The 26,239-nt window shown below is 75.3% G+C and carries 22 protein-coding genes; 9 read left to right on the forward strand and 13 right to left on the reverse strand.

Annotated features, from left to right (window positions below; all coding sequences use genetic code 11):
* Positions 1–542: 542 nt before the first annotated feature.
* Complete coding sequence (locus AC07A6_RS18835) at positions 543–1,640, reverse strand: DUF3533 domain-containing protein (protein WP_478777775.1); 1,098 nt, start codon at positions 1,638–1,640, stop codon at positions 543–545.
* Positions 1,641–1,784: 144 nt separating this feature from the next.
* Here AC07A6_RS18835 and AC07A6_RS18840 point away from each other — a divergent pair, with 144 nt between their 5' ends.
* The 3 genes from AC07A6_RS18840 to AC07A6_RS18850 all read left to right on the forward strand — a co-directional run bounded on the left by AC07A6_RS18840 (position 1,785) and on the right by AC07A6_RS18850 (position 8,895).
* The gene (locus AC07A6_RS18840; RefSeq protein ID WP_478777776.1) at positions 1,785–5,684 is read left to right on the forward strand and encodes a DNA polymerase III subunit alpha; all 3,900 of its coding nucleotides are present in this window, start codon (positions 1,785–1,787) and stop codon (positions 5,682–5,684) included.
* The gene (locus AC07A6_RS18845) at positions 5,681–7,033 is read left to right on the forward strand and encodes a DNA polymerase Y family protein (RefSeq protein ID WP_478777777.1); all 1,353 of its coding nucleotides are present in this window, start codon (positions 5,681–5,683) and stop codon (positions 7,031–7,033) included. The genes AC07A6_RS18840 and AC07A6_RS18845 overlap by 4 nt, the downstream gene beginning before the upstream one ends.
* 1,001 nt (positions 7,034–8,034) lie before the next feature.
* Positions 8,035–8,895: an esterase/lipase family protein gene (locus tag AC07A6_RS18850; RefSeq protein ID WP_125816293.1), complete on the forward strand. Its 861-nt coding sequence runs from the start codon at positions 8,035–8,037 to the stop codon at positions 8,893–8,895.
* 19 nt (positions 8,896–8,914) lie between these two features.
* On the opposite strand, the gene AC07A6_RS18855 is transcribed toward AC07A6_RS18850, so the two are convergent.
* The 4 genes from AC07A6_RS18855 to AC07A6_RS18870 all read right to left on the reverse strand — a co-directional run bounded on the left by AC07A6_RS18855 (position 8,915) and on the right by AC07A6_RS18870 (position 12,236).
* Complete coding sequence (locus AC07A6_RS18855) at positions 8,915–9,502, reverse strand: hypothetical protein (RefSeq protein ID WP_478777778.1); 588 nt, start codon at positions 9,500–9,502, stop codon at positions 8,915–8,917.
* Positions 9,503–9,568: 66 nt separating this feature from the next.
* Positions 9,569–10,630 carry a lytic polysaccharide monooxygenase auxiliary activity family 9 protein gene (locus AC07A6_RS18860; protein ID WP_478777779.1) on the reverse strand — a complete coding sequence of 354 codons (1,062 nt, stop codon included), beginning with the start codon at positions 10,628–10,630 and terminating at the stop codon, positions 9,569–9,571.
* Between the two features lie 149 nt (positions 10,631–10,779).
* The gene (locus AC07A6_RS18865; RefSeq protein ID WP_362468692.1) at positions 10,780–11,295 is read right to left on the reverse strand and encodes a ribonuclease FAU-1 family protein; all 516 of its coding nucleotides are present in this window, start codon (positions 11,293–11,295) and stop codon (positions 10,780–10,782) included.
* Complete coding sequence (locus AC07A6_RS18870; RefSeq protein WP_478777780.1) at positions 11,292–12,236, reverse strand: N-acetyltransferase family protein; 945 nt, start codon at positions 12,234–12,236, stop codon at positions 11,292–11,294. Before AC07A6_RS18870 ends, AC07A6_RS18865 begins: the two co-directional genes overlap by 4 nt.
* A gap of 71 nt (positions 12,237–12,307) precedes the next feature.
* Between AC07A6_RS18870 and AC07A6_RS18875 the strand changes: the two genes are divergently transcribed.
* Positions 12,308–12,697 carry a GntR family transcriptional regulator gene (locus AC07A6_RS18875; RefSeq protein WP_478777781.1) on the forward strand — a complete coding sequence of 130 codons (390 nt, stop codon included), beginning with the start codon at positions 12,308–12,310 and terminating at the stop codon, positions 12,695–12,697.
* Positions 12,698–13,053: 356 nt separating this feature from the next.
* Here the strand turns inward: AC07A6_RS18875 and AC07A6_RS18880 are convergent, their stop codons facing one another.
* Positions 13,054–14,148, reverse strand: coding sequence for a DUF5925 domain-containing protein (locus tag AC07A6_RS18880; protein WP_386272350.1), 1,095 nt, complete (start codon positions 14,146–14,148; stop codon positions 13,054–13,056).
* Positions 14,149–14,346: 198 nt separating this feature from the next.
* Here AC07A6_RS18880 and AC07A6_RS18885 point away from each other — a divergent pair, with 198 nt between their 5' ends.
* Positions 14,347–15,150 carry an SGNH/GDSL hydrolase family protein gene (locus AC07A6_RS18885; RefSeq protein WP_478777811.1) on the forward strand — a complete coding sequence of 268 codons (804 nt, stop codon included), beginning with the start codon at positions 14,347–14,349 and terminating at the stop codon, positions 15,148–15,150.
* A gap of 16 nt (positions 15,151–15,166) precedes the next feature.
* Here AC07A6_RS18885 and AC07A6_RS18890 read toward each other — a convergent pair whose 3' ends face one another.
* Complete coding sequence (locus AC07A6_RS18890; RefSeq protein ID WP_478777782.1) at positions 15,167–16,858, reverse strand: serine/threonine-protein kinase; 1,692 nt, start codon at positions 16,856–16,858, stop codon at positions 15,167–15,169.
* Between the two features lie 269 nt (positions 16,859–17,127).
* Here AC07A6_RS18890 and AC07A6_RS18895 point away from each other — a divergent pair, with 269 nt between their 5' ends.
* Positions 17,128–17,397, forward strand: a complete 270-nt coding sequence (locus AC07A6_RS18895) for a hypothetical protein (protein WP_007263256.1) — start codon at positions 17,128–17,130, stop codon at positions 17,395–17,397.
* Between the two features lie 90 nt (positions 17,398–17,487).
* Here AC07A6_RS18895 and AC07A6_RS18900 read toward each other — a convergent pair whose 3' ends face one another.
* Positions 17,488–18,684, reverse strand: a complete 1,197-nt coding sequence (locus tag AC07A6_RS18900; RefSeq protein ID WP_478777783.1) for a CaiB/BaiF CoA transferase family protein — start codon at positions 18,682–18,684, stop codon at positions 17,488–17,490.
* A 125-nt stretch (positions 18,685–18,809) separates the two neighbouring features.
* Between AC07A6_RS18900 and AC07A6_RS18905 the strand changes: the two genes are divergently transcribed.
* Positions 18,810–19,766 (forward strand): hypothetical protein, encoded by a 957-nt coding sequence (locus tag AC07A6_RS18905; RefSeq protein ID WP_478777784.1) that lies wholly within the window; start codon positions 18,810–18,812, stop codon positions 19,764–19,766.
* A 32-nt stretch (positions 19,767–19,798) separates the two neighbouring features.
* On the opposite strand, the gene AC07A6_RS18910 is transcribed toward AC07A6_RS18905, so the two are convergent.
* Positions 19,799–20,590, reverse strand: a complete 792-nt coding sequence (locus tag AC07A6_RS18910) for an ABC transporter permease (protein ID WP_362468635.1) — start codon at positions 20,588–20,590, stop codon at positions 19,799–19,801.
* Positions 20,587–21,558, reverse strand: coding sequence for an ATP-binding cassette domain-containing protein (locus tag AC07A6_RS18915; RefSeq protein ID WP_478777785.1), 972 nt, complete (start codon positions 21,556–21,558; stop codon positions 20,587–20,589). The genes AC07A6_RS18910 and AC07A6_RS18915 overlap by 4 nt, the downstream gene beginning before the upstream one ends.
* Before the next feature lie 76 nt (positions 21,559–21,634).
* On the opposite strand from AC07A6_RS18915, the gene AC07A6_RS18920 reads away from it, so the two are divergent.
* Positions 21,635–22,357 (forward strand): TetR/AcrR family transcriptional regulator C-terminal domain-containing protein, encoded by a 723-nt coding sequence (locus tag AC07A6_RS18920; protein WP_478777786.1) that lies wholly within the window; start codon positions 21,635–21,637, stop codon positions 22,355–22,357.
* A gap of 20 nt (positions 22,358–22,377) precedes the next feature.
* Here the strand turns inward: AC07A6_RS18920 and AC07A6_RS18925 are convergent, their stop codons facing one another.
* Positions 22,378–23,499 (reverse strand): type ISP restriction/modification enzyme, encoded by a 1,122-nt coding sequence (locus tag AC07A6_RS18925; RefSeq protein ID WP_478777812.1) that lies wholly within the window; start codon positions 23,497–23,499, stop codon positions 22,378–22,380.
* 172 nt (positions 23,500–23,671) lie between these two features.
* On the opposite strand from AC07A6_RS18925, the gene AC07A6_RS18930 reads away from it, so the two are divergent.
* A complete protein-coding gene (locus AC07A6_RS18930) occupies positions 23,672–23,842 on the forward strand; it encodes a hypothetical protein (protein WP_362468629.1) in 171 nt (56 codons plus the stop codon).
* A 40-nt stretch (positions 23,843–23,882) separates the two neighbouring features.
* Here AC07A6_RS18930 and AC07A6_RS18935 read toward each other — a convergent pair whose 3' ends face one another.
* Positions 23,883–24,632: a GntR family transcriptional regulator gene (locus AC07A6_RS18935; RefSeq protein ID WP_042800699.1), complete on the reverse strand. Its 750-nt coding sequence runs from the start codon at positions 24,630–24,632 to the stop codon at positions 23,883–23,885.
* A 72-nt stretch (positions 24,633–24,704) separates the two neighbouring features.
* Positions 24,705–26,018 carry a homogentisate 1,2-dioxygenase gene (gene hmgA, locus AC07A6_RS18940; RefSeq protein ID WP_362468626.1) on the reverse strand — a complete coding sequence of 438 codons (1,314 nt, stop codon included), beginning with the start codon at positions 26,016–26,018 and terminating at the stop codon, positions 24,705–24,707.
* Positions 26,019–26,239 lie beyond the last annotated feature (221 nt).

The raw sequence follows: 26,239 nt of genomic DNA on the forward strand, positions 1-26,239 counted from the left end.
TCCGCTGGCGCGGGGGCCCAGGGGAGAGGAGAGGCTCTGCTCTCTGTTTCCCCCCCCCCCCCCCCCCCCCCCCCCCCCCCCCGGGACGAGAACGCCGAACCGAACATTCGCCGCAAGGGGCGGAGCATCGTGGCCGAGGGGCGCCCGGACACGTAAAACGCCTGTGGAGCCCGTGTAAGACCCGGCATGCCGGGCAGTGGGTGATGAAGCAGGAACCACCACGCACGTGCTGGATGCAGCGGCGGCACGGTGGGAATCTCCCCCCGTTCACGGGGGAGAGCGTCAAACCATCCTCAACACCGTCGTCGTCGGCACCCTCGCCCTGGAGGCTGGAGGAACGCGGTTCCCTCACGGCGGGCAAGGTGGCCGAGTTCGTGGCCCTGTCCCGCGGCATCCTGCGCATCGCCCCGGAGCCGATCCCGGGCACGGTGGCGGAGACGGTGGTGGCGGGCGAGGTCGTCTGCGCGGCCACGGTCTGACCTGACCCTGCCCTGACCCGTTCCGGGGCCTCGGTGCCGGGATCGGTACCAGTTGCGGGCCGCTCAGCGCGGGTCCGCCGCCCCGGTGGAGCGGGGGACGGACGGGGCGTCGTCGGGGAGGCCGCTGCCCACCGCGGCGCCGGGGCGGCCGCGGCGCATGACCGCGCAGGCCAGGGTGATCACGGAGCCGGCCACCGCCCAGGCGGCCAGCACCAGCATGGGGCCGGCCGCGCCGTTGCCCTTGAAGTACGCGAGGGAACGCGCGGCGTACGTACCGGCGCCCGGCGGCAGGGCCGGGCCGATCGCCCGCCAGAACGGCGGCAGCAGCGGGTACGGGTAGGCGCCGCCGGCGCTCGGGTTGCCGAACACCACGACCACCAGGATCGCCAGGCCGATGCCGACCACGCCGGCGACCCCCTGGAGGGCCAGGGTGAGCGCGCCGACGGCGAAGACCACCAGGGTGCCCAGCCCCCACAGGGCCATGAGCGGGCCGGGCAGCGCGCCCAGCACCGGGCCGGCGATGACCGTGCCGAGCAGCCCGGCGGCGATCGAGTACAGGAGCAGCGCACCGAGCCGGATGACCGCGCGGTGCATGTTGGCGGGCCGGGCGCCGGCGCTGATCGCGAGGATCGCGGCGCACAGGTAGCCGCCCACGCACCAGCCGACCACCAGGTAGAAGGAGCTCAGGCCGCGGCTGTCGCCCCGGTCGGCGGGGGCCACGTCGACGACCCGGACCGTGCGGCCCCGCGCCTTCTCGGCCAGGCCGACGATCTGCTCCAGGGCCTGGGAGAGCGAGGCCCCGGAGCCGCTCGCGACCAGCAGCCGGTCGGTGGTGCCGGCCGGGTCGACGACCAGGGCGCCGTCCACGTCCCGGTTCCGGATCTGCGCGAGCGCCGTCGCCTCGTCCTCGACCGCGCGCGGGTCGAGCGGCCCGCCGGGCAGGGCGTCGAGCGCCTTCGCCGTCTGCGCGGCGACGGCCTCGGCGGGGGCGGCCACCGCGATCGGGATCCTGCTGGGCTCCGGGTGGTGGAAGGCCCCGATGTAGGAGGTGATGAACGCCAGCTGGAGGGCCAGTACTCCCACGACCAGCAGGGCTGCCCGGGCGGTCACGGCGTCCTTGATCTCGGCGAGGAAACCGCTGCTCTTGGCGGGGTGGGTCATGGTGCCCACGCTCGGCGCGCCGGGGGTCCGGCGCAGCAGGGGAGGCCCGAATGGATGATCGAACAAGTGTTTCGCACGGGTATTCGAATTGCTCTATGGTGGAGAAGGGGGAGGTTGAAGGTCGAGCGAAGCAGGAGGCCGCGGGTGCCTGGTTTTACGCATCTGCACACCGTTTCGGGGTTCTCCGTGCGGTACGGGGCCTCGCACCCGGAGCGGCTGGCGGAACGAGCCGCCGAGCGGGGCATGGACGCCCTCGCCCTCACCGACCGCGACAGCCTCGCGGGCGCGGTGCGGTTCGCGAAGGCGGCCGCCGCGGCCGGGATCCGGCCGCTGTTCGGGGTGGACCTGGCCGTGCCCCCTGCCGCCTCCCCTGCGGGGTCGCCCGGCGGGCGGGCCGGCTCCGGTCCGGCCGGCGAGGCCTCGTACCGCAGGCGCACCCCCGTCAGGGGCGGGGCCTTCGTGGACGAATCCGCCCCGCGCGCCCTCTTCCTGGCCCGGGACGGGGCCGCCGGCTGGGCGGAACTGTGCCGGATGGTCACCGCCGCCTTCGCCCTGGCCGGGCGGGGGGAGGGGGGCGGGACCGGTGACTCCGGCCCGGTCCCCGGTTCCGGCGCGGCCGGGTGGGCGGGCGGGGCCGACGGGGCCCTCCTCGGCGCGGGCCGGGCCGCACGGGCCGGGGGCGCCGGCTCCGGGGAGGGGCGCGCCGGGGCCGCGTGGGCCGCGGGCGCCGGCGCCGGCTTCGGCGCGGGCGGGCCGGCCGGCGACGGGGTTCTCCGCGGAGCCGGCGGGACCGCACGGGCCGAGGGCTCCGGCGGGATCCTGGTACCGGGCGGCTCCGGCGGCGACGGGTTCGTGGGTGCCGGTGGCGGCTTCGGCGGCGACGGGCTCGTGGTGCCGGACGGGTTCGACGCCGCCGGCCGGTTCGCGGGGCCGGGTTCCGCCGCCGCGGGCCACGGGCTGTCGTGGGGGGCGTTGCGCGGGGAAGGGGTGTTCGTGCTGCTCGGGCCCGGGTCCGAGGTGGGGCGGGCGCTCGCCGCCGGACGCCCCGACCGGGCCGCGCGGCTGCTCGCGCCCTGGCGGGACGTCTACGGAGACGCCCTGCGCCTGGAGGCCGTCCACCACGGCCGCACCGGCACCGGCCCCGGCTCGCTGCGCCTGGCCGCCCGTACCGTCGGCTTCGCCGCCGAGCAGGGCGTCACGGCCGTGCTGACCAACGCCGTCCGGTACGCCGACCCCGGCCAGGGCCCCGTGGCCGACGTCCTCGACGCCGCCCGCAGGCTCGTCCCCCTCGGCCCCCGCGGCAGCCGCGACAGCGGCGAGCGGTGGCTCAAGGACCCCGCCGCCATGACCGAGGCGGCCGAGCGGATCGCCGAGGCGGCCGGACTGCGCGCCGCCGACGCCCGCCGGCTGCTCGCCCGCACCCGGGAGACCGCCGAGGCCTGCTCCGTGGACCCCGAGGACGACCTCGGCATCGGCTCCGTGCACTTCCCCGAGGCCCGCCTCGTCGGCGCCGCCCACCGCACCGCCCAGCGGGTGCTCGCCTCCCGCGCCTCGGCCGGCATGGTGCTGCGCGGCTACGCCGGGCGGCGCGCGTACTGGGACCGGATGGAGGAGGAGCTCGACGTCATCGCCCACCACGGCTACGCCTCCTACTTCCTGACGGTCGCCCAGGTCGTGGACGACGTACGGGAGATGGGCATCCGGGTGGCCGCGCGCGGCTCCGGCGCGGGCTCCCTCGTCAACCACCTCCTCGGCATCGCGCACGCCGACCCCGTCGAGCACGGCCTGCTGATGGAGCGCTTCCTGTCCAAGCGCCGCCGCGTGCTGCCCGACATCGACATCGACGTGGAATCCGCCCGCAGGCTGGAGGTCTACCGCCGGATCATCGGCCGCTTCGGCGCCGAGCGCGTCGCCACCGTCGCCATGCCCGAGACCTACCGGGTCCGCCACGCCGTCCGCGACGTCGGCGCCGCCCTGTCCATGGACCCGGCCGCCGTCGACCGGCTCGCCAAGGCCTTCCCGCACATCCGGGCCCGCGACGCCCGCGCGGCCCTGGCCGAACTGCCCGAACTCCGCGAGGTGCGCGAGGGGCGGGCGCAGGAGCACGGGCGGCTGTGGGACCTCGTCGAGGCGCTCGACGCGCTGCCGCGCGGGACCGCCATGCACCCGTGCGGGGTGCTGCTCTCCGACGCCTCGCTGCTCGCCCGCACCCCGGTGGTCCCCACCAGCGGCGAGGGCTTCCCCATGTCCCAGTTCGACAAGGACGACGTGGAGGACCTCGGGCTGCTCAAACTCGACGTGCTGGGCGTGCGCATGCAGTCCGCGATGGCGCACGCGGTCACCGAGCTCAAGCGGGCGACGGGCCTCGACCTCGACCTCGACGACCCCGCGCAGGTGCCCCCGGGCGACGGGCCGACGTACGAACTGATCCGCTCCGCCGAGACGCTGGGCTGCTTCCAGATCGAGTCCCCCGGCCAGCGCGACCTGGTGGGCCGGCTCCAGCCCGACTCCTTCCACGACCTGGTCGTCGACATCTCCCTCTTCCGGCCCGGCCCCGTCGCCGCCGACATGGTGCGTCCCTTCATCGAGGCCCGGCACGGGCGGGCCCCGGTCCGCTTCCCGCACCCGGACCTGGCCGACGCGCTGCGCGAGACGTACGGGGTGGTGGTCTTCCACGAGCAGATCATCGAGATCGTGCACGTCATGACCGGCTGCGGCCGCGACGAGGCCGACCGGGTGCGGCGCGGGCTCTCCGACCCGGACTCCCAGGGCCGGATCAGGGCCTGGTTCGCGGCGACGGCCGCCGGGCGCGGCTACGCGCCCGAGGTGGTCGCCCGGACCTGGGAGATCGTCGAGGCCTTCGGCAGCTACGGCTTCTGCAAGGCGCACGCCGTGGCCTTCGCCGTGCCCACCTACCAGTCGGCGTGGCTCAAGGCCCACCACCCGGCGGCCTTCTACGCGGGGCTGCTCACCCACGATCCCGGGATGTACCCGAAGCGGCTGCTGCTGGCGGACGCCCGGCGGCGGGGCGTGCCGGTGCTGCCGCTGGACGTGAACCGCTCGGCGGTCGCCCACCACATCGAACTGGTGTCCGACGGGCCGGACCGGCAGGAGCCCGGGCGCTGGGGGCTCCGGCTCGCCCTGTCCGACGTCCACGGCATCAGCGGGGCCGAGGCCCGCCGGATCGAGGACGGACAGCCGTACGCCTCCCTGCGCGACTTCTGGGACCGCGCCCACCCGGGCCGACCGGTCGCCGAACGGCTGGCCCAGGTCGGGGCGTTGGACGCGTTCGGCGCCAACCGCCGCGACCTGCTGCTGCACTTGACGGAACTGCACGGCGCCCAGCGCGCCGCCGGTGCCAGGGGTGCGGCCCAACTGCCCCTCGGCGGCGGCCGGTCCACCGCTCCCGTCGGACTGCCCGACCTGACCGACGCCGAACGGCTCAGCACCGAACTCGGCGTCCTCGGCATGGACGCCTCCCGCCACCTGATGAACGACCACCACGCCTTCCTCGCCGAGCTGGGCGTGACCCCGGCCGCCCGCCTGCGGGACACCGGGCACGGGCGGACCGTCCTCGTCGCGGGCGCCAAGGCGGCCACCCAGACCCCGCCGATCCGCTCCGGCCGCCGCGTCATCTTCACCACCCTCGACGACGGCACCGGCCTGGTCGACCTGGCCTTCTTCGACGACAGCCAGGAGGCCTGCGCGCACACCGTCTTCCACTCCTTCCTGCTGCTCGTACGGGGAGTCGTGCAGCGGCGCGGCCCGCAGAGCCTGAGCGTGGTCGGGGCCGCCGCCTGGAACCTCGCCGAGCTGGCCGAACTGCGCGCGCACAGCGGCCTGGAGGCGGTCACGGCCCGGCTCGCCGAACCCCTCGCCGGGGACGGCACCGGGGACGGCACCGGGGGCGCGGCCGGCACGGCCCGCCGCATCCACCTCCCCACCGGCTACGAGATGAACCCCTGGGCCGACCTCCAGCCGCCCGGGGAACGCGCCGCCACCGGCCGCAAGCTGTGGCACTCCAGCCCGGGGAGCGCGGGATGAGCACCGCCCTGCCGAGCCCCGCCCTGCCGGGCCCTGACCTGCCGGGCCCCGCGAAGACGGCCGGCGTGCTGCACGTCCGCTGCGCCCCCGCCCTGTCCGGGGAGGGCTACCGCGAGGTGCTGGAGCTGCTGCGCGAGTTCTCCCCGCTGGTCCAGGCCCTGCCGCCGCGCGCCGCGCTGGTCCAGGTCCGCGGCGCCCAGCGGTACTTCGGCGCCGGCCCCGACCGCATCGCCGAGGTGGTCCGGCTGCGCGCGGTGGCCCGGCTGGGCACCGACGTCCGGATCGGGGTCGCCGCCACCTGGGCGGTGGCGTCCATGGCCTCCGCCCGGATCCCCGGGCCCGGCGGGGTCCTGGCCGTGCCCGGGGAGGCGGTGGCCGGCTTCCTGGACCCCCTCCCGGTGGAGGAGCTGTACGGGCTCGGCTCCCGGCAGGCCGAGGCGCTGCGCCGGTACGGGCTGCACACCGTCGGGGCGCTCACCCACGTCCCGCCCGGGGTCGTCGAGCGGATCCTCGGCAAACGGGCCGGCCGGCTCGCGGCCGAGCGGGCCCGCGGGATCGACCCGCGCCCGGTCACCCCGCGCGACCTGCCCTCCTCGGCCGCCGCCCGCACCGGGTTCACCCGCCAGGAGCTGGACGGCCCGCACGCCCGGGCCGAGCTGCTCGGCCTCGTGGTCCGGCTCGGCGCCACCCTGCGCGGACGCCGCCAGGCCGCCCGGTCCCTGTCCCTGACCCTGCAGTTCGCGGGCGGCACCCGGTGGGAGAGGTCCCGGCGGCTGGCGGAGCCCTCCGCCCACGACGAGGACCTGCGCACCCTCGCGTACCGCCTGATGGACGCGGCCGGCCTGCAACGGGCCCGGCTGACCGGGATGGTGCTGCGCGCGGAGGACCTCACGGCCGCGGAGGGCGTGGCCCGCCAGCTCACGCTGGACCCGGTCCGCGAATCCCGGCTGACGGTGGAGGCCGCCATCGACCGCGCCAACGCCCGGTTCGGCCCCGGCACGGTCCGCCCCGCGTCGGTCGCGGGGCCGGTGCGGCGGGCCTCAGACGCCGTCCAGCATCAGCCGGGCCGTCTCCGCGCGCAGCGGGGTGGTCTGGGCCTGGATCAGGTGGAACTGGGCCTCGCGGGAGAGCCGGCCGGCGGTGTGCCCGTACTGGACCGCCCGGCCGCCCGCCACCGCCACGCAGGTCGCCGCCGCCCGGACGGCCAGGTCCAGGGCGGCGGCCCGCAGGGTGAGGCGGTCGCCGGTGCGCTCCCCGCGCGGGACCTCGTCGCGCAGGGCGTAGGCCTCGGCGCGCAGCCGGGCGGTGCGCTCGGCGAGGTGCAGGCCGAGGTCCTCGTACGGGGGTGACTGGAGGAGGAAGGCGGCGGTGGCGCGCAGCTGGCCGAAGACGGCGGGCTGCGCGTCGGCGTTCTCCAGGTCGTAGGCGCGGATCCAGTCGGCCCTCGGCAGCAGCCCGACCACCCGCTCGTCGGGTACGCGGACGTCGCGCAGTTCGACGGTGGCGGTGTGCGTGCCGCCCATCGCCCACAGGGGGGCTCCCGGGACGGAGCCCAGGCCGCTGTCGGTGCGGTCGACCAGGGCGAGGACCGCCTCGTCGGACGGGCCGACCGCGCCGGCGAACACGGTGTCGGCCAGGTCCCACCCGGTCACCCAGGGCATCCGCCCGTCGAGCCGCCAGCCGCCCGGGACCCGGCGGGCGGTGACGGGCGGGCGCGGATGGCGCAGGAAGGCGAAGCCGGCGGTGGCGCGCGTCTTCCCGGAGGCGAGGTCCGGCAGCCGGCCCTCGCGCAGGGCGTCCCCGGCTGGGCCGGACGCCTGCTGCAGGGCCTTGGCCAGCGGGACGTGCTGGGTCCACACGAACCAGGTCGAGGGGTCCACCGCCGCCAGTACCTCGTGCACCTCCCGGAACACCTGGCGGGCCGTCAGCCCCTCGGCGGGGTCCGGTTCGTATCCGATCAGCCCGTAGGCGCCGGCGGCGGCGAGCGCGTCCAGGTGCGTGCGCGGCACCCCGTCCACGGCGGTCCGCTCCGCCTCCGGCGCCAGTACGCGTACGGCGGCGTCCGTGACGGCGGCGACCAGTGGATCGGCCGCCAGCCGGGGCGGGGCGGCCAGGGCGGTACCGGCTCCGGGGGCCCTCTGCATGGTGCGGGTTCACCTCAAGTCCGTGTGCGGGGGCGTCCATTGTTCCTGAGCGGGACTGGAGGAAGGGTCGACACACCAGTTTTTACCCGCGCGTAACTTCCAAGTTTTGCTACTGGACCGTAATTTAGCCACAGCAGCCCCCCTTGTGATCCGGATCACGGGACGAACCCCCACGCATTCCCCTTGACCCGCAAGGAGATCACACGATGCTGCCCTGGAGACGCCTGCTCCGCCCGCTGGCCGTCCTCGCCCTCACCGCAGCCGCCCTCGTCGCCCCCACCGGCGCCGCACAGGCCGCGTCAGCCCCCAGCAGCGGCTGGAACAACTGGTCCTGCAAGCCGTCCGCCGCCCATCCCCGGCCCGTCGTCCTGGTCCACGGCACCTTCGGGAACTCCGTCGACAACTGGCTCGGATTCGCCCCCTACCTGGTCCACCGCGGCTACTGCGTCTACTCGCTCGACTACGGCCAGCTGCCCGGCGTGCCCTTCTTCAACGGCCTCGGGCCCATCGACAAGTCCGCCGGCCAGCTCGACGCCTTCGTCGACAAGGTCCTCGCCTCCACCGGCGCCGCCAAGGCCGACCTGGTCGGCCACTCCCAGGGCGGCATGATGCCCCGCTACTACCTCAAGTTCCTCGGCGGCGCCGCCAAGGTCAACGCCCTCGTCGGCCTCGCCCCCGACAACCACGGCACCACCCTGTCCGGACTCACCCAGCTGCTCCCGTACTTCCCCGGAGCCGAGGACCTGATCAGCACCGCCACCCCCGGACTCGCCGACCAGATCGCCGGCTCCGCCTTCCAGCAGAAGCTGAACGCGGGCGGCGACACCGTCCCCGGGGTGAAGTACACGGTCATCGCCACCAAGTACGACGAGGTGGTCACCCCCTACCGGAGCGCCTTCCTGGACGGGCCGGACGTGCGCAACGTCGTACTCCAGGACCTGTGCCCGCTGGACCTCTCGGAGCACGTGGCCATCGGCCTGACCGACCGGATCGCCTGGCACGAGGCGCTCAACGCCCTCGACCCGGCGCACGCCGAACGCACCACCTGCGCCTCGGTCTTCGACTGAGACCGGGCGCGGACCGTCCTCACAGAGCGTTGAACGACCAGAAGACGCCGACCTCGTCCGCGGACACCGCGACCAGGCCGAGATCCATCAGGTAGCCGGTGAAGGGCCGCCCGCCTTCGAGGTCCCGCGCCAGGAAGTCGGGCGCGTCGCAGCCGCGGGCGAGGTCGGAGGAGGTCCAGAACGCCGCATCGGGGCCGAACCGGTCCAGCACGGTCCGGGCGTCCGCGAGCACCGCGTCGCGGTCCTCCCGGGTCCGGACCGGGGACGCCTCGAAGAACCACTCCTGCGCGAGCGAGGCGAGCAGTTCGACGGCGGCTCCGGCCGGGACCGGCCGGAGCCCGCCGCGAACCTCCTCGGCGGCCATCGCGCGGAACGGGTGGAAGGGATGGCCGGCCTCCCGCACGGCGCCGTCCATCCGCCATTCCAGGGAGGCCCAGCCCCGCGGGTCGGCGACCGCCCGCGCCATGACGGCGAGGACGTCCTCGGCCCAGTCCCCGCGCAGCCGGGGGCCGCTCCGGGCGAAGGTGTAGACGTCGTCCAGGAGGCGTACCAGTGCGGCTTCCCAGGCGGTGCCGTCTTCCCGGGCGGTGCTGTCGAGGGCGTTCATCAGGGGTTCCGCGGTCCTCCGGTCGGGGCGGGGGCGGCCGCCCCTCGCCGGATCGTCCCGCCGACCCTAGCGCCCGTGCCGGCCGGCCGTCGCCGTCGCCCGGCGGCGGGCCATGGCGAACAGCACCGCCGCACCGGCGGCGAGCGCCCCGGCCCCGGCGACGGCGATCAGCGGGGTCGCGGAGCTGCCGCCGGTCGCGGCGAGGTCCCCGCCGGTGCCGGCACCGGCGCCGGCCGGCGAGGGCGCGGCGGAGGACCCGCCGGAGACCGGGGCGGCGGCGACCGGGGAGGCGGCCGCACGGCCGTTCGTCTTCGGGTCGTTGTCCCCGTGGCCGTTGTGCTCGATCGTGGACTTGCCCGAGCCGTCGGAGATCTGCTGGTCCGTCGGCGCCTTGGGCGGCTCCACGGGCTTGGCGGAGGAGCCGGCGGACGGCTTCGCGCTCGGAGCGGTCCCGGTACCGGGCGCCGTACCGCTGCTGCTGCCGCCGTCCTTGCCGAAGACCACGTCCGAGCAGGTGTAGAACGCCTCCGGGCTGTCCGAGCGCTGCCAGATGCTGAAGATCAGGTGGCGGCCGGTCTTCTTCGGGACCGTGCCGCCGAAGACGTAGTCGCCGTTCTGCATGCCCGGGTCGGTGGCCTTCGCGAACGGAGCCGGCTCCAGGTCGGACCACTTCAGCGGCTTCGAGGGGTCGTAGCCGTCCTTCGTCACGTACAGCTCGAAGGAGCCCTTGTGCGGGGCGGTCCCCTTGTAGCGGAAGGTGTGTGCGCCGGCCGTCATCGGGGAGGCCGGCCAGTCGGCGCGGGCCAGGTCCAGCCCCTTGTACTTGGCGTTGCCCGCCGAGCACAGCTGGCCGTCCGGGATCAGAGACTTGTGCTGCCCGGCCGCGTTGGCGATGTTCACCCCGTTCCAGTCGTAGAACGCCTGCGGCCCGGCCGCCGCGACGGCCGCCTTGCACGCCGCCGACTTCGGGGCCTCGGGACCCTCCGCGTAGCACGCCGCCACCCGGCTGACCGGGTCCGTCATCGAACCGTGGGCGGCCGCCGGCCCGGCGGCGTACGCGGCCACCGCGAGCGGGGCCAGACCGGCGGCGGCGATACGGACGGCGGTGCGGGAACGGCGTGCGGGCATGGGTGGATCTCCTTCGGGCGCAAGGCGGGGGAGCGCCAGCGGAACCGGCCGGCGGCCCTGTCTGGCCCCGCCAAGCTAGCCCGCGGAAAAGCCGGTCCGGCCCGGATGCGGCCCCGCGAGGGGATCCTTAGGGTCCCTTTAAGGAAGGCCTAAGCGGGCCCACAGGAACCCCCGCCCGACCCCTGCCCGAGGAGTCCGGCGAGCCCCTCCGGCGTGCGGGCCCGCTCCTCCAGCCAGTCCAGCGCCCGCACGGCCCGGGCCGCCGCCTCCGGGTCGCCCGCGGCCAGCCCGCTCGCCGCGAACTCGTCCTCGTCCAGCCGCAGTACGGACTTCCCGTCCGCGGACACCCACAGGTCGAGGTCCAGGTCGTCGACCACGATCTCGCCGCCGCGGACCACGGCGGGCCGCGTCACGTCGCAGTACCAGCCCTTGAGGACGCCCTCCCCGGTCCACACCTCCTTGACCGCGAACCAGCGCGTCCGCCAGAAGTGCTCCACGAACACGTCCCCGGGCTCGAAGCGGACGAACCCGAAGTCCTTCACCCCCTCGGCCGCCCAGGGCGCGCGCACCGAGATCCGGTCCCCGTCGTCGGCCAGCCGGACCGCCGGGTAGCTGATCTTGGTGCGGCCGGCCTTGGTCAGGGTCACGGTCCAGGTCCCGGTCATCGGGCGGCTCCCAGCTGCTTGGTGAAGCGCGTCTCGGTCGCGCAGGTCTCGTACCCGAACCACGCGTTGATCGCGAGCATCGGGCCGTTCCCGGCATCGTTGCCGGTGAAGGCCTCGGTGTACCCGGCCGCGCGGGCCCGGTGCAGCGAGTCGGTCTTGGCGAGCTTGGCCAGCCCGCGGCCGCGGAAGGCACGCCGGGTGCCGGTCATCGCCGTGCCGTAGCGGGTCGCGCCGTCCGTCCGCGCCGCGGTGAAGGCCGCCACGGCCCCGTCGACGAGGACGACCGTCGTCAGCTCGTGGTCCAGGGTCGGCTGGTGCCAGACGGTGTCCAGCCAGTCCTCGTAGTCGTCCAGCTCGATCGGCACGTCGCCCGGCTCGTCGGCCGTCACCTCGGCGTCGGCCTCGTACAGCGGGCGCGGATCGGCGGCGAAGGCCGACCCGGGCCGCAGCTCCACCCCTGCGGGCAGCTCCCCCGGGAGCGGCGGCAGGGCGCCCGCCGCCAGGTCCAGCCGCAGGAAGTGCGCGCTGCGGCTGGGACGGTAGCCGTGCCGCTCGGCGAAGCCCCGGTGCGCGGGCCCGTCCAGCACCCAGGCGTACGCGTCCACCGCGCCCCGCGCCACCAGGTGCTCCTCGGCGGCGCGCAGCAGCGCGGTCCCCGCGCCGAGGCCCTGGTGCGCTGGGTCGACGTGCACGTTCACGAAGGACAGCCCCGGCTGCGGGCTGTCGTACGCGAGCCCGGCCTGCGCGGTGCCGACGGGACGTCCGCCGGGGGTCTCGGCCAGGAGCAGCAGGTAGTGCTTCTCCGGGTGGGCGGAGGTGAGTTCATGGGCTACGCCCGAGGGGGTGCTGATCATGAAGGGCAGCGCCGCACGGCGGATCCGTACGACGGCCTCGGCGGCCGGGATGTCTTCGGGGCGGACGCCGCGGACAAGGATGGTCATGGGGCGGACGTTACGGGCGGAGATCCCTGCGGCGCCTGCGAATTACCCGCCGGATGGGGGAGAATCGGCCCGTGACCTCGACCAACCTCAGGATCAGGATCGACGGCTCGGCCGGCTCGGCCGCCCCGTACGAACAGCTGCGCGCGCAGATCGCGGACCGGGCCCGGTCGGGAGCGCTGCCGGCGGGCTACAAGCTGCCGACCGTGCGGGGGCTGGCGGAGGAACTGGGGCTGGCCGCGAACACCGTCGCGAAGGCGTACCGGGCGCTGGAGGCCGACGGGCTGATCGAGACGCGCGGCCGGAACGGGACGTTCGTCGCGGCGGCGGAGGGCTCCTCGCGGGAGGCGGCTGCCGCCGCGCAGGCGTTCGCGGACCGTGCGCACCGGCTGGGCCTCACGGAGGTGGAAGCCGTGGCGGCCGCGACGGAAGCCGTCCGCGCCCGCTACGCCGGCCGTTCTTGACGCGCCGCTTGCGCGGTGCGGCGCCGGGGCGCCTTGCCGGCTTCGCGCCGCTGCGCCGGCCTCCGGCCGGCGGACGTGGGGCGGGGTCGGTTCGCGTGGCTGGGGCCGGTGGGTCGGGTGCGGGCGGGTGGGCCGCTGCGCGGGGCCGGGGCCCCTACCCGCCCTTCCACCGTTCCCAGGGGCTCCGCCCCTGACCCCGTACGGGCGCTGCGCGCCCGTCGCCTCAAACGCCGGCGGGGCTATTTATAGCCCCGCCGGCGTTTGGGACGCGGGGGTCTGGGGGCGGAGCCCCCAGGGAACGGGCGAAGGGTGGGGCGGGGAGTGGCCCGCGCAGCGGTATCCGCGCCCGGGAGGAGTTACAGGTACAGGCCCGCCTCCGACGACGGCTGCGCCGGCAGCACGGCCGCCGGCCCCGTCCCCCGCCGGAGGGCGAAGAGTTCGGCCAGGGTGGCGCCCTCGCGGGAGACGCCCTCGTCCGTGCCGAGCCAGTCCACCGCCTCCCGGTGGGTCAGCCGGCCGACCTCGATGCGGGCCAGGCAGCGCCCCGGGCGGACCACCGCGGGGTGGAGGCGTTCGAGGTCCTCGTTCGTCGTGACGCCGACCAGGACGTTGCGGCCCTGCCCCAGCAGACCGTCCGTCAGGTTCAGCAGCCGGGACAGCGCCTGACCCGCCGTGTGCCGGGCCTCGCCGCGGATCAGCTCGTCGCAGTCCTCCAGCAGCAGCAGCCGCCACCGGCCCTTCGCGGTGCCCTCGTCCTCGCCGATGGCGATGTCCATGAGGTAGCCCACGTCGTTGAACAGCCGCTCCGGGTCCAGGACGCAGTCCACCTGGCACCAGTCCCGCCACGACCGCGCCAGCGTCCGCAGCGCCGAGGTCTTGCCGGTGCCCGGCGGCCCGTGCAGCAGGAGCAGCCGGCCGGCGATGTCGTCCGGGGTGACCTTCATCAGCCGGTCCATCGCCAGCGCCACCGGTGCCGTGTAGTTCGGCCGGACGTCCTCCCACGTGCCCGCGGAGATCTGCCGGGTCGTGCGGTACGGGCCGCGGCGCGGGGAGACGTACCAGAAGCCCATCGTGACGTTCTCCGGCTGCGGTTCGGGCTCGTCCCGCGCCCCCTCCGTGGCCTCGCCGAGCACCTTCTCCGCGAGTTCGTCGCTGACCGCCGTCACGGTCACGTCCGCCCCCCGGCTCCAGCGGGAGACCAGGACCGTCCAGCCCTCGCCCTCGGCGAGCGTGGCGCTGCGGTCGGTGTCGCGGGCCGCGCGGAGCACGGTGGCGCGCGGGGGCAGCAGGGTGGCTTCCGCCTTCACCCGCTCGATCGTGACGCTCTGCGCGTACGGCTGCTCGCCGGTCGCGAACCGGCCGAGGAACAGCGCGTCGACGACATCCGACGGTGAGTCGCTGTCGTCGACATGGAGCCGGATCGGCAGCGCGTCATGCGGGTCTGCTGGCATGGCGCCCATGATCCGGCACGAAGTGCCCCCGTGCACCCGTGTTTCGCCGGATCGGGTGGCCCGGTTCCCTCTTCAAACCCACTCGGGGTGAAGATTCCCGCCCCGAACCTCCTTGGCATGAACACTTCCAGACATCCCCGGCTGCTTGTACCACGGACTCAGTAGTAACCCCCCACAAGGAGCCGCACACACATGAGCATGAGAATGTCGCGTTTCGCCGCCTTGACCTCCTCCCTGTTACTCGCCGCGGGCGCCGCCCTGTTCGGCGCCGGCCAGGCGTCCGCCGCGCAGGCCGACTTCGGCTACGTGGCCCTCGGCGACTCGTACTCCTCCGGCGTCGGCGCCGGCAACTACGACAGCTCCAGCGGCAGTTGCAAGCGCACCAGCCGCGCCTACCCGGCCCTGTGGGCCGCCGCCCATTCCCCGCAGACCTTCTCCTTCACCGCGTGTTCGGGCGCCCGCACCGGCGACGTCCTCTCGAACCAGCTCGGCCCCCTCAACTCCGGCACCGACCTCGTCAGCATCACCGTGGGCGGCAACGACGCGGGGTTCTCGGACGTGATGACGACCTGCGTCCTGCAGTCCGAATCCACCTGCGTCAACCGGGTCAACGAGGCCAAGCGGTACGTCGACACCACCCTCCCCGGCCAGCTCGACCAGGTCTACGACGCGATCCGGGGCCGTGCCCCCTCCGCCAGGGTCGTCGTCCTCGGCTATCCCCGCTTCTACAAGCTGAACGGCACCTGCGTCGCCGGCCTGACCGAGGGCGAGCGGACCGCCATCAACGGCGCGGCGGACTACCTCAACGCCGCCATCGCCAAGCGCGCCGCCGACCACGGCTACACCTTCGCCTCGGTCGTCGGAGCCTTCACCGGCCACGAGATCTGCTCCGGCAGTGCCTGGCTGCACAGCGTCAACTGGACCAACATCGGCGAGTCGTACCACCCCACGGCCGCCGGGCAGTCCGGCGGCTACCTGCCCGTCTTCTCCGGCAAGGTCTGATCCGCGGGACCCGTCCCTAGGGGCTGACGCCCGCGCTCGGTGTGGGCGCGGGCGTCGGCGTCGGCGCCGGGGTCCCGGCCGGGGAACCGGAGGGCCCGGGAGAGCCGGGGGAGGAGGCCCCGCCCGTCGGGGTCTCCTTCACGCACGTCAGGGAGTACTCCAGCCACGCCGAAGCCGTCTGCGCCGGCGCCCGGACCTCCAGCCGGACCGCGTCGCGGAAGCTCGCGCCGGCCGGATCGCCCGGCTCGGTGTGGTCGAGCTGGCGGGTGCGCGCCCCGCCCTCCTCGTACACGATGCTCTGCCAGTCGGAGGCCGGCCCTCCGCCCGCACCGCGCCGGACCCAGCGGTACTCCACCACCGCCGGGGTCCGGGCCACCTCGATGGTCCCGGTGAAGGCGGGCGCGGCCGCCCCGGCCGGCGGGCAGCTCCCGCGGTACTCGGGGCGCGTGGCGTGGGCGTACAGGGTGACGCCCTGCGCGGCGGTGGCACCGGCGGACGCCGAGGCCGACGCGGACGCGGACGCCGACGCGGAGGGCGACGCGGACGCCGAGGGGGACGCCGAGGGTGAAGGGGTGCCTCCCGACCCCTCCCCGCCCCAGGTGTCCCGCAGCAGCAGCCACCCCAGCAGGACCAGCCCCAGCAGCAGCACCGCGATCCCGAGGGCCAGCACCGCCCCCGCCGGCCCGCGGGAGCCGCCCCCGGGTTCCGGAGGCGCGGCCACCGGCACCGGCGCCGCAGGGGTCTGCCCGTACCCGGCCCCGGATCCCGGCCCGGATCCCGGCCCGTACCCCGCCCCGGAGCCCGCCCGTGCGGCAACCGTCGGCGCGCCCGGCCCCGACACCGGCGACACCGGCCCGCCGGGGTCCCGTACCGCCCCGCCCGCGCCGATGATGCGCAGCATCCGGGCGGCCTCCGCGGCGGACAGCCGCTCGGCCGGATCCTTGCGCAGCAGCCCCTCCAGCACCGGCTCCAGTGGCCCGGCCCGGCGCGGCGGGGGCAACTCCGCGTCGACGACCGCCTGCAGGGTGGACAGCGGGGTGTCCTTGCGGAAGGGCGAGACCCCCTCCACGGCCGCGTAGAGCATCACCCCGAGCGACCACAGGTCCGACTCCGGGCCGGGCTCGTTCCCCAGCGCCCGCTCCGGGGCCAGGAACTCGGGGGATCCGACCACCTCGCCGGTCATGGTGAGCGCGGCGGAGCCCTCCAGCCGGGCGATCCCGAAGTCGCTCAGCACCACCCGGCCGTCATTGGCGACCAGCACGTTGGCCGGCTTCACGTCCCGGTGCAGCACCCCGGCGGCGTGCGCGGAGCGCAGCGCGGCCAGTACCTGTTCGCCGACGTGCGCGGCCCGCTGAGGGGTCATCGGGCCCTCGCCCTCCAGCACCTCCGCCAGGGAGAGGCCGCGCACCAGCTCCATCACGATCCACGGGCGGCCCTCCTCGCTCGCGACGTCGTAGACCGTGACCACCCCGCGGTGCGAGACGCGGGCGGCCGCCCAGGCCTCCCGCTCCAGCCGCCGGTACATCCGCTCGACCTCGGCCGCGTCCAGCCCGGCGGGGGCCCGCACCTCCTTGACGGCGACCTCGCGGCCCAGCACCTCGTCACGGGCCCGCCACACCACACCCATGCCGCCGCGCCCCAACTGGCCGAGCAGCCGGTACCGGCCGGCGATGACACGCCCGGCGTCCCCGCTTTCGTTACCGTTCACGCGAAACCCCCTGCGTCACCGGGTGATCACTCCAAGTTAGCGCAGGACCCGGCGTGCGGCCCCCGTCGTGACGACACTGTCACCGACTGCTGTGCAGGGCCCCCCAAGTGGGCCCGTTGGTACGGAGAGTGACGGTCGACTCCGCTGAGTAATCGTCAACTACCCGTAATTACAGGGGTAATTCACACCACCGGGATACCCGCGGGCGTTGCGGGGGCGATAGGGTTACCCTGCCCGGGCCGGGTGCCCTCGTACGGGTGGGGAGAGACATGGAACAGATAACGATGCGCAGCAGGCCGCCCCGCGTGCCTGCCATCACCTGCGGCAGCAGCGCGGTCAGCTCGCGCCTCGACCGCCACCTCGCCGTGCTGGGCGGTCCCGCCGCCCCGCGCCACGAGGTCGCCGAGGCGACCCTGCTGATGCGCGAGCTCACCTCGCGCGACCACACCCACGTCCAGCGGAGCCGGAGCGCGCGCGTCGCGCTCTTCGCACCGCTGCGCAGGCTGCGGCGCACGCTCTTCGGCAGCCGCCGCACCTGACCGTCCGCGCAGCCGGTCCCCCGTCCGGCTGCGACCCGGCCCCGTCCCCCCGTCCGGCGTCTTCCGGGAACCCCCGGCGCCACCCCGGCCTCAGGCGACCACACCGTCCCGGCGCAGTGCCGTGATCTGCGCGTCCGTCATCCCCAGGGCGTGCAGCAGGGCGTCGGTGTGTTCGCCGAGCGCGGGCACCGCACCCATCCGCGGTTCCGCGCCGCCCGGCAGCCCGATCGGCGGCAGCAGCGCCCGCAGCGGGCCCGCCGGCGAATCCACCTCCCGCCAGCGGTCCCGCGCCGCCAGCTGCGGGTGCCCGGCCAGCTGTGCCACCGAGTTGAGCCGCGCGCAGGCGATCCCGGCCGCCTCCAGCCGTGCCACGGCCTCGTCCGCGCCGAGCCGGCCGAGGGCCTCCGCCACCACCGCGTCCGTCTTCTCCCGCCCCCGCGTGCGGGCCGCGTTCGTCGCGTACGCCGGATCCTCCGCCAGGTCCGGCCGGTCCAGCACCTGGACCGCGAGGCGCCGCCACTCCCGGTCGTTCTGCACCGACAGCAGCACCCGGTCCCCGTCGGCCGTCGGGTAGGCGTCGTACGGCGCGATCACCGCGTGCGCGAGACCGGTCCGCACGGGCTGCTCCCCGCCGTGCATCGTGTGGTGGAGCGGATGCCCCATCCACTCGGCGAGCGCGTCCAGCATCGACACCTCCACCGGCCCGCCGCGCCCGGTGACGCCGCGGCGCAGCAGGGCGGCCAGCACCCCGGAGAAGGCGTACATGGCGGCCGCGATGTCCGCCGCCGGGATGCCCGCCTTCACCGGCCGCTCGGGGGTGCCGGTCACCGAGACCAGCCCCGCCTCGCACTGCACGAGCATGTCGTAGGCGCGCTTGTGGGCGTACGGGCCCTCGGGGCCGTAGCCGGAGACGTCCACGGCGACCAGCCGCGGGTAACGGGCGCACAGCGAGGCCGCGTCGATGCCGAGCCGGGCGGCGGCCCCGTGCGCGAGGTTCTGCACGAAGACGTCGGCGCCGTCGAGCAGGCCGTGGAGCACCTCCAGCCCGCGCGGGTCCTTCAGGTCGAGGGCGAGGGACTCCTTGCCGCGGTTGGCCCACACGAAGTGCGAGGCCAGGCCCTGGGCGGCGGTGTCGTAGGCGCGCGCGAAGTCGCCGCCGTCGGGCCGCTCGACCTTGATCACCCTGGCGCCGAGGTCGGCGAGCTGGCGGGTGGCGAAGGGGGCCGAGACGGCCTGTTCGACGGCGACGACGGTGAGGCCGGCGAGGGGGAGGGGTTCGGTAGCCATGGGGTCTGCCTACCGGGTGGAAGCCGGGTCTGTCACCCGTGTCCGGATCCCAGGTCCGGTGGAATGTCCGGATTGTATGCGTAAGGTGCGGGCGTCCGCCGTCGCGCCGTACCGAAGGGTCGCCCATGAGAGCCCCGACCGCCGCCGTACCCCCCGCTCGCTCCGCAGTCCGACGGACGGCGGTCGCCGCCATGGCGCTGCTGGCGGCCGTGGCGGTGACGGCGGCTCCGGCAGGCGCGGCGGGCCGCGTACCGGACCCGCTGAACGTGACCGCCTCCAGTTCCGACGGTGCCGTGGGGGGCGACTCCGGCTGTTCCTCGGGCCTGCTCGCCGACGGCAGGCTGCTCCTCGGCAGCGCCTCGCTGGGCCCTGGTCAATTCTCCTCGCTCGCCGCGCAGATGGGCGTCAGCCTGCCGTTCCGGGTCGGCGCCGGCCAGGCCGCGCTCCCCCAGGACGACACCCGGGTGGTGCTGGTCAATCCCAGGGGGACCCTGACCCTGGCCCTGAAGGCCGGGACCTGCTCCTCCCCGGCCCTCTCGTACAGCGGGTCCACGGTGACGGGGACCGGCACCTGGACCGTCGTCCCGGACTCCACCCCGGCGAACGCCTACCGGGGCGCCACCGGCACAGGATCGTTCCTCGTGACGGCCGATCTCACCCCCGGCACCGGCAAGTCGTGGAGCCTGAGCCTCACCGACTCCGTCTCGCTCCTCCAGCCGCAGCTGGCCGTGACCCACCGCGCCTACTGGGGCGGCCTCGGCAACTACCTCTCCCGCACGCTGAGCGTGGAGTACCGGATCCGGAACACCGGCTCCGGCGACGCCTTCAACGTCAAGCTCCTCGACGCCCTGCCCGCGGGGTCCGGGATCACCCGGCTCGGCCCGGTGCCGCAGACGGTCGGCTCGATCCGCTCCGGCGCCACCGCCTCCGTGGTCGTCCGCTACCGGGTGTGCGGGATCGCCGTCGTCGGCTGCCGGTTCACCGCCAACACGCAGACGTCCCTGACGGACGCGCTCGACGGCAACCTCCACACGGAGGCGGTCCCGGTGGCCGTGCAGGTGCCCGTCACGCCGCTGCCCTGACGGCTGCCGGAGGGCCCCTTCCTGAGGGGCTCTCAGCCCCGGCCGCGCGCGAACCGGCGCGTGGCCGGCGGTACGGCAAGGAGCAGGAGCAGCAGCGACCACAGCACCGCGCCCGCCACCGGATGCGACGCGGGCCAGGCCGCGCCCGGTGCCGTGGCCGCGCCGCCCGCGTTGCCGCACAGCTCCCGGACGGCGGTGGCGACGGCGCTGATCGGGTTCCACTCCGCGACCGTCCGCAGCCAGCCGGGCAGTCCGGCCGTCGGCAGGTACGCGCTGGACAGCATCGGCAGCATGAAGGTGGCGCTGCCGAGCTGGCCCGCGGCCTCCTCGCTGCGGCTCACCAGCCCCAGGTACGTGCCCACCCATGCGGCGGCGAACCGGAACAGCAGCAGCACGCCGAGCGCCCCCAGGGCCCCGGGCAGGCCGTTCTCCACCCGCCAGCCCATCGCCAGCCCCACCAGCATCAGCGGCACCATCGACACCGCCGTGGTCAGCAGGTCGGCGGCCGTCTGCCCCAACGGGACCGCGGCCCGGCTCATCGGCAGCGTCCGGAAGCGGTCCATGACGCCCCGGTGGGCGTCCTGCGCGGCCGTGAACATGCCGGTCATCAGGCCGTTCGCGGCGGTCGCGGCGAGCAGCCCGGGCACCAGGAACTCGCGGTACTCGGCGCCCGGCATGGCGAGCGCGCTGCCGAACACGTAGCCGAAGAAGAGCAGCATCACGATCGGCATGGTCTGGGTCAGCACCAGCAGGGCCGGCGCGTGCCGGGCCTTCTGGAGCTGGCGGGTGAGGACGGCGCCGCCGTCCGACAGCAGGGTGGTCATGCCGCGTTCTCCTTCTCGTCGGGGGTGGCGGAGGGGATCCGGGTCAGGCGCAGGAACACCTCGTCCAGGGTCGGCGGGCGCAGGCTCGCGTCGGTCACCGGGATCCCGGCGGTGTCGAGCTCGCGGATGATCCGGGGCAGGGTGAGCCCGCCGTCGAGGACGGTCACGCCGACGGTGAGCCGCTCCTCGTCCAGGGCGGGCCGCCCGCCCGTGAGCCGGTCGAGGACCGCGGCCGCCCCCGCGAGGGCGGCCGTCCCGGCGACGGTGACCTCGGCCCGGGCGCCGATCCGGGCCTTGAGGCCGGCCGGGGTGCCGGTGGCGACGGCCCGGCCCCGGTCCACGACGGTGATGTCGTCGGCGAGCCGGTCGGCCTCCTCCAGGTACTGGGTGGTCAGCAGCACCGTGGTGCCCTCGTCGGCGAGGTCGCGCACCGCCGTCCAGATCTGTTCGCGGGCCGCCGGGTCCAGCCCGGTGGTGGGCTCGTCGAGGAAGAGCACCCGGGGGCGGGTGACCAGGCCGGCGGCCAGGTCGAGGCGCCGCCTCATGCCGCCCGACCAGGTGCCGGCCACCCGGTCCGCGGCCTCGCCGAGCCCGAAGCGCTCCAGCAGTCCGTCCGCGCGCTCGCGCCCGGCCCGCCCCCGCAGTCCGGCGAGGCGGGCGAACAGCCGGAGGTTCTCCCGGCCGGTCAGGTCCCCGTCGACGGAGGCGTACTGGCCGGTGGCGCCGATGGCGCGGCGTACGGCGGCCGGGTCGGCGGTGACCTCGTGGCCGGCGACCAGGGCGCGTCCGGCGGTGGGTGCGGTGAGGGTGGTGAGGATCCGCACGGCGGTGGTCTTGCCCGCGCCGTTGGGGCCCAGCAGTCCGCAGACGGTGCCCTCCGGCACGGCCAGGTCGAGCCCGCGCAGGGCGTGCACCTTGCCGTAGTGCTTCTCCAGACCTTCACTAAGTACAGCGTACGTAGTCGTCATGTGCCGCACCCTACCGCACTGCGTACGGTGTACGTAACTAAGATGGGGCGGAGACGACGACGAGGTGATGTGACCGATGACAGCCGGTGGGCGCCCCGCCGAACCCGAAGTGATCTGGGCCCGCCCGCAGCGGGCCGGCCGCGGGCCCCGGCCCGCGCACAGCCGCGACTCGATCGCCGCGGAGGCCGTGCGGATCGCCGACGCGGAGGGGATCGAGGCCGTATCCATGCGGCGGGTGGCGGCCGGGATCGGCGCCGGGACGATGTCCCTGTACAACTACGTCCCCCGCAAGGAGGACCTGTACGAGCTGATGGTCGACGCGGTCAGCGGGGAGTACGACCTCAGCCCGCCCAGCGGCCGCTGGCGGGACGACCTGCTCGCCCTGGCCCGGCAGACCCGGGCCCTGATGCGCCGCCACCCCTGGCTGCCCCGGCTGCTGAGCCCGGTCTACGGCTTCAGCCCCAACGCCCTGCGGTACCTGGAGCACAGCCTGGCCTGCCTGGAGCCGCTGGAGGCGTCCGGGGCCGAGAAGCTGGAGCTCATCGCCTCCGTCAACGGCACGGTGGCCACCTTCGTGGCGGGGGAACTGGCCCTGGCCGAACGGGCCCGCTCGCTGCCCTGGAGCGAGGCCGCCGAGGAAGGCGTACGGACGGCCTGGCTCGGCTCCCGGCTGGCGACGGGGGAGTACCCGAGGCTCACGGCGGCCCTCACCGCGGGCACCCCGGTCACCGCCGCCGGGACGGACATGACGGACGTCTTCGACCGCGCCGTGTCTCGGCTGCTGGCGGGGTGGTCCTGAGGAGTACCCCGTAGGCGGTGTCAGAGCAGCGCGAACTGCCCGCCCGGCCCCTCCTCCTGGTGGTCCAGCACCGACGCCGGACGCCGGGCCCAGCGCGGTGGCGGCAGCACCCCGGCTGCCTCCAGCTCCGCGGCCGGCAGCAGCGGCCCGGGGGTGAACGCCGCCCGCTCCGGCGCCAGCGCGGCCAGCAGCGCCAGCGTCGTCACCAGGGCCAGCAGCTCCGAGGTCCAGGACTGCGGCCACTCGGCCGGCCCCAGCCCCTCCAGGCCCCCGGCCCCCGGATCCCGGTGCGCGCAGCGGGCGGCGAACCACGCCTCCAGCACCCGGACCCCCTGCACCTCGTACTCCCAGGCCTCCACCGGGACGGGGGAGACGGCCCCGTCCCCGAGGGTCAGCGTCTCGGACTCCGCGTCGTGGCCGAGCCCCGCCGGCCAGGCCGTGACCGCCGCCCGGACGTACGGCCGCCGCCCGCCCGGCAGGCGGGGCGGCTCCCCGCCGCGCGCCCCGCGCAGCTGGACCGTCAGCAGCCGGTGGCCCAGCTCCAGGCCGGCCCGCCAGCGCTCCGGGTCGGCCGCCAGCGGGACCTCGTAGCCCCGGGGTCCCGGCCGGCCGGCGGCGAGGATCCAGCACAGCACGTCCTCCGGGGTGACCCAGCCGCCGTGGCGCCCGCCCAGCAGGGGCAGGAGGCCGGGCGCGAGGTTCGGCTCGGCCCCGCCGGGGCGCCGGTGCAGCGGGCGGATCCGGCCGAGCCGGCCCGCCGGGAGGTGGGCGGTGGCCAGCAGTCCGGGGGCCTCCAGCAGGAACACCTGCTGCGGGTCGCGCACCCGCCACAGCTCCGGGCGGGCGGAGTCGATGAGCCGCTGGTCGGGCAGCAGCCACTGCTCGTCGAAGGGCGCGCGGAGCACCCGTACGGGGTCCGGGAACGCTCCGGGCGCGTCGGCGAAGCGGGCGGTGGCCGAGCGCTGGCCGGGCAGCGCGGCCGCCCCGGCGGAGGGCGTACGGGTCCGGCTCGGGCGGAACAGCCGCTCCCGCTCCGCCCCTTCGGCGCCGGTCAGGGCCGTCCAGCGGGCGCGCAGGGTGGCGGGATCGGGCGCGGCCACCCAGTCCCGGCCCAGGCGCAGGCCGTCCACGGCCCAGGGCATCAGATCGTCCAGCAGCGGTACGTCAGCGCTCACCCGGCAGATGGTAGCGACGGCCCGCCGGGGCGGGGCCGCGTCCCGGCTGAAGCGTTACGCTCCTTATATGGGTATACGCCGTGTACGTACGGTTCCGTACCGACCGGCGGACGCACCCGTACCGACCGAGGAGCCGGCGATGAGCATGTACGACGAGTATTCGACCCCGTCGCAGGCCGAGGGCGAGCGGCTCGACGAGGACATGGACGAGCGGGAGAGGGAGCAGCGCCACCACCCCCAGACGATGCGCACCACACCCTCGCAGGCCGAGGGCGAGCGCCTGACGGAGGAGAACGAAGAGCAGAAGTAGGTGCGCGGGGAGGCCCGGGTCCGGGCCCCGCGTGGCGGGCTCAGGGTGCTTCGACGGTCACCGTGAAGGAGAACCGGTCGCCCCGGTAGCGGATCCGGGCCACGTCCACGACCCGGCCGTCCTCGTCGTAGGTCACGCCGGTGTAGTGCAGGATCGGGCTGAGCAGCGGGACCTCCAGCAGCTCGGCCGTGACCGGGTCGGCGAGCCGGGCCTCCACGGTGTCCGTGATCCGGCTGATCCGTACGCCGACCACGTCGCGCAGCACCTTGGTCATCGGCCAGCGCTCCAGGTCGGCCAGGTCCACGGCGTCGGCGAGCTCCGGACGGACCGCGTTCTCCGCCCAGTTGGTGGGCTCCCCGCTCTCGCCGTCGCGCCGGAGCCTGCGGTAGGTGACCACCTCCGCCGTGTCCGGGAAGTGCTCCAGCAACTCCCCGGCCACGGGCGTGCGCTCGCGGCCCAGCACCGTCGTCAGGTCACCCGACTGCTGGGCCACGATCGCGTCCACCGAGCCGAGCAGCCGCACCGGGGCGCTGCGCATCGCGCCCGGCTCGATGAAGGTCCCGCGCCGCCGGTGCCGGCTGATCAGGCCCTCGCCCTCCAGCTCCTTGAGCGCCTGGCGCATGGTCAGCACGCTCACCCCGTAGTGCTCGGCGAGCTGCTCCTCGGTGGGCAGCCGCAGCGAGGCGTCCGGGGTGCGCCCCAGTATCGAGGCGCGCAGGGACTGGGACACCTGGTACCAGAGCGGAAGCTTCCGGTTGAGTACCAGGGAGTCGGGGGCGAAGGCGGTCACGGGTCGTTCTCCGTACGGGCCGGCCGTCATCGGACGACGGGGCGGGGCGGTGCGCAGGGGGACACCGGCATGTTAGGCGCGGAAGTGGCGCTGGAGACCCTCCCATACGTCGTCGTAACCGCGCTGGAGGTGCTCCGCCCCCGCCGCCTGCGGGGTGGCGGTGATCGGCCAGCGGGTCTCGAACATGAACGCGAGGCCGTCGTCGATCTTCTGCGGCTTCAGCTCGGCGGCGCTGGCCTTGTCGAAGGTCTCCCGGTCCGGGCCGTGCGCGGACATCATGTTGTGCAGCGAGCCGCCGCCCGGGACGAACCCCTCGGCCTTGGCGTCGTAGGCGCCCTCGATCAGGCCCATGTACTCGCTCATCACGTTGCGGTGGAAGTACGGCGGGCGGAAGGTGTCCTCGCCGACCAGCCAGCGCGGGGCGAACACCACGAAGTCCACGCCCGCCAGCCCCGGGGTGTCGGAGGGCGAGGTCAGCACGGTGAAGATCGACGGGTCGGGGTGGTCGTAGCTGATGGACCCGATCACGTTGAACTTGCGCAGGTCGTAGACGTACGGGACGTGCGTGCCGTGCCAGGCGACGACGTCGAGCGGCGAGTGGCCGTAGGTCGCGGACCAGAGGTTGCCGCAGAACTTGTTGACCACCTCGGTCGGACGCTCCACGTCCTCGTACGCGGCCACCGGCGCCCGGAAGTCCCGCGCCGCCGCAAGGCCGTTGGCGCCGATCGGGCCGAGGTCCGGCAGCTCGAAGGGCTGCCCGTAGTTCTCGCAGACGTAGCCGCGGGCGTCGCCGTCCAGCAGCTCGACGCGGAACCGGACGCCGCGCGGGATCAGCGCCACCTCGCCGGGGCCGGCGCTCAGCAGGCCGAGCTCGGTGCGCAGCAGCAGGCCGCCGCGCTCGGGGACGATCAGCAGCTCGCCGTCGGAGTCGCTGAAGACCCGGTCGGTCATGTCGGCGTTGGCGGAGTAGAGGTGGACGGCCATGCCGGTGCGCTGGGTGGCGTCGCCGTTGCCGCCGAGGGTCCACAGGCCGGCCAGGAAGTCGGTGCCGGGCGCCGGGTCGGGCAGCGGGTTCCAGCGCAGCCGGTTGGGGTCCGGGACGGCGTCGGTGAAGGGCGCGGTGCGCAGGGCGCCGTTGTCCACGCGGGTGAAGGCCGGGTGCGCCGCGGAGGGGCGGATCCGGTAGAGCCACGACCGGCGGTTGTGGCGGCGCGGCTCGGTGAAGGCGCTGCCGCTGAGCTGCTCGGCGTAGAGGCCGAGGGCGGCGCGCTGGGGGGAGTTGCGGCCGAGCGGGAGCGCGCCGGGCACGGCCTCCGAGCTGTGCTCGTTCCCGAAGCCGGTGAGGTACTCCAGCGCCTCCGCCGTCTTCCTGGCCTGCTCACTCATGGGCTGCTCCCGCTCCCTCGAAGGAATCCTATGGTCGACAGTAGGATTCCGAGCCCCTCCCCGTCAACGCCCTCTTGCGACCACCGCCCCAAACCCCCGCCGGGGCGGGGTACAGCTGGCCGGGGTGCGGCCGGGTCCGCCGTGCTCCCGCCCCGCCCCGCCCTGTCGCCCGTCGGCACCGCGCCCCACCCCGCCACCCGGCGGGAGCCGCCCGGCACAAC

Source organism: Streptomyces sp. NPDC044002, assembly GCF_056434525.1.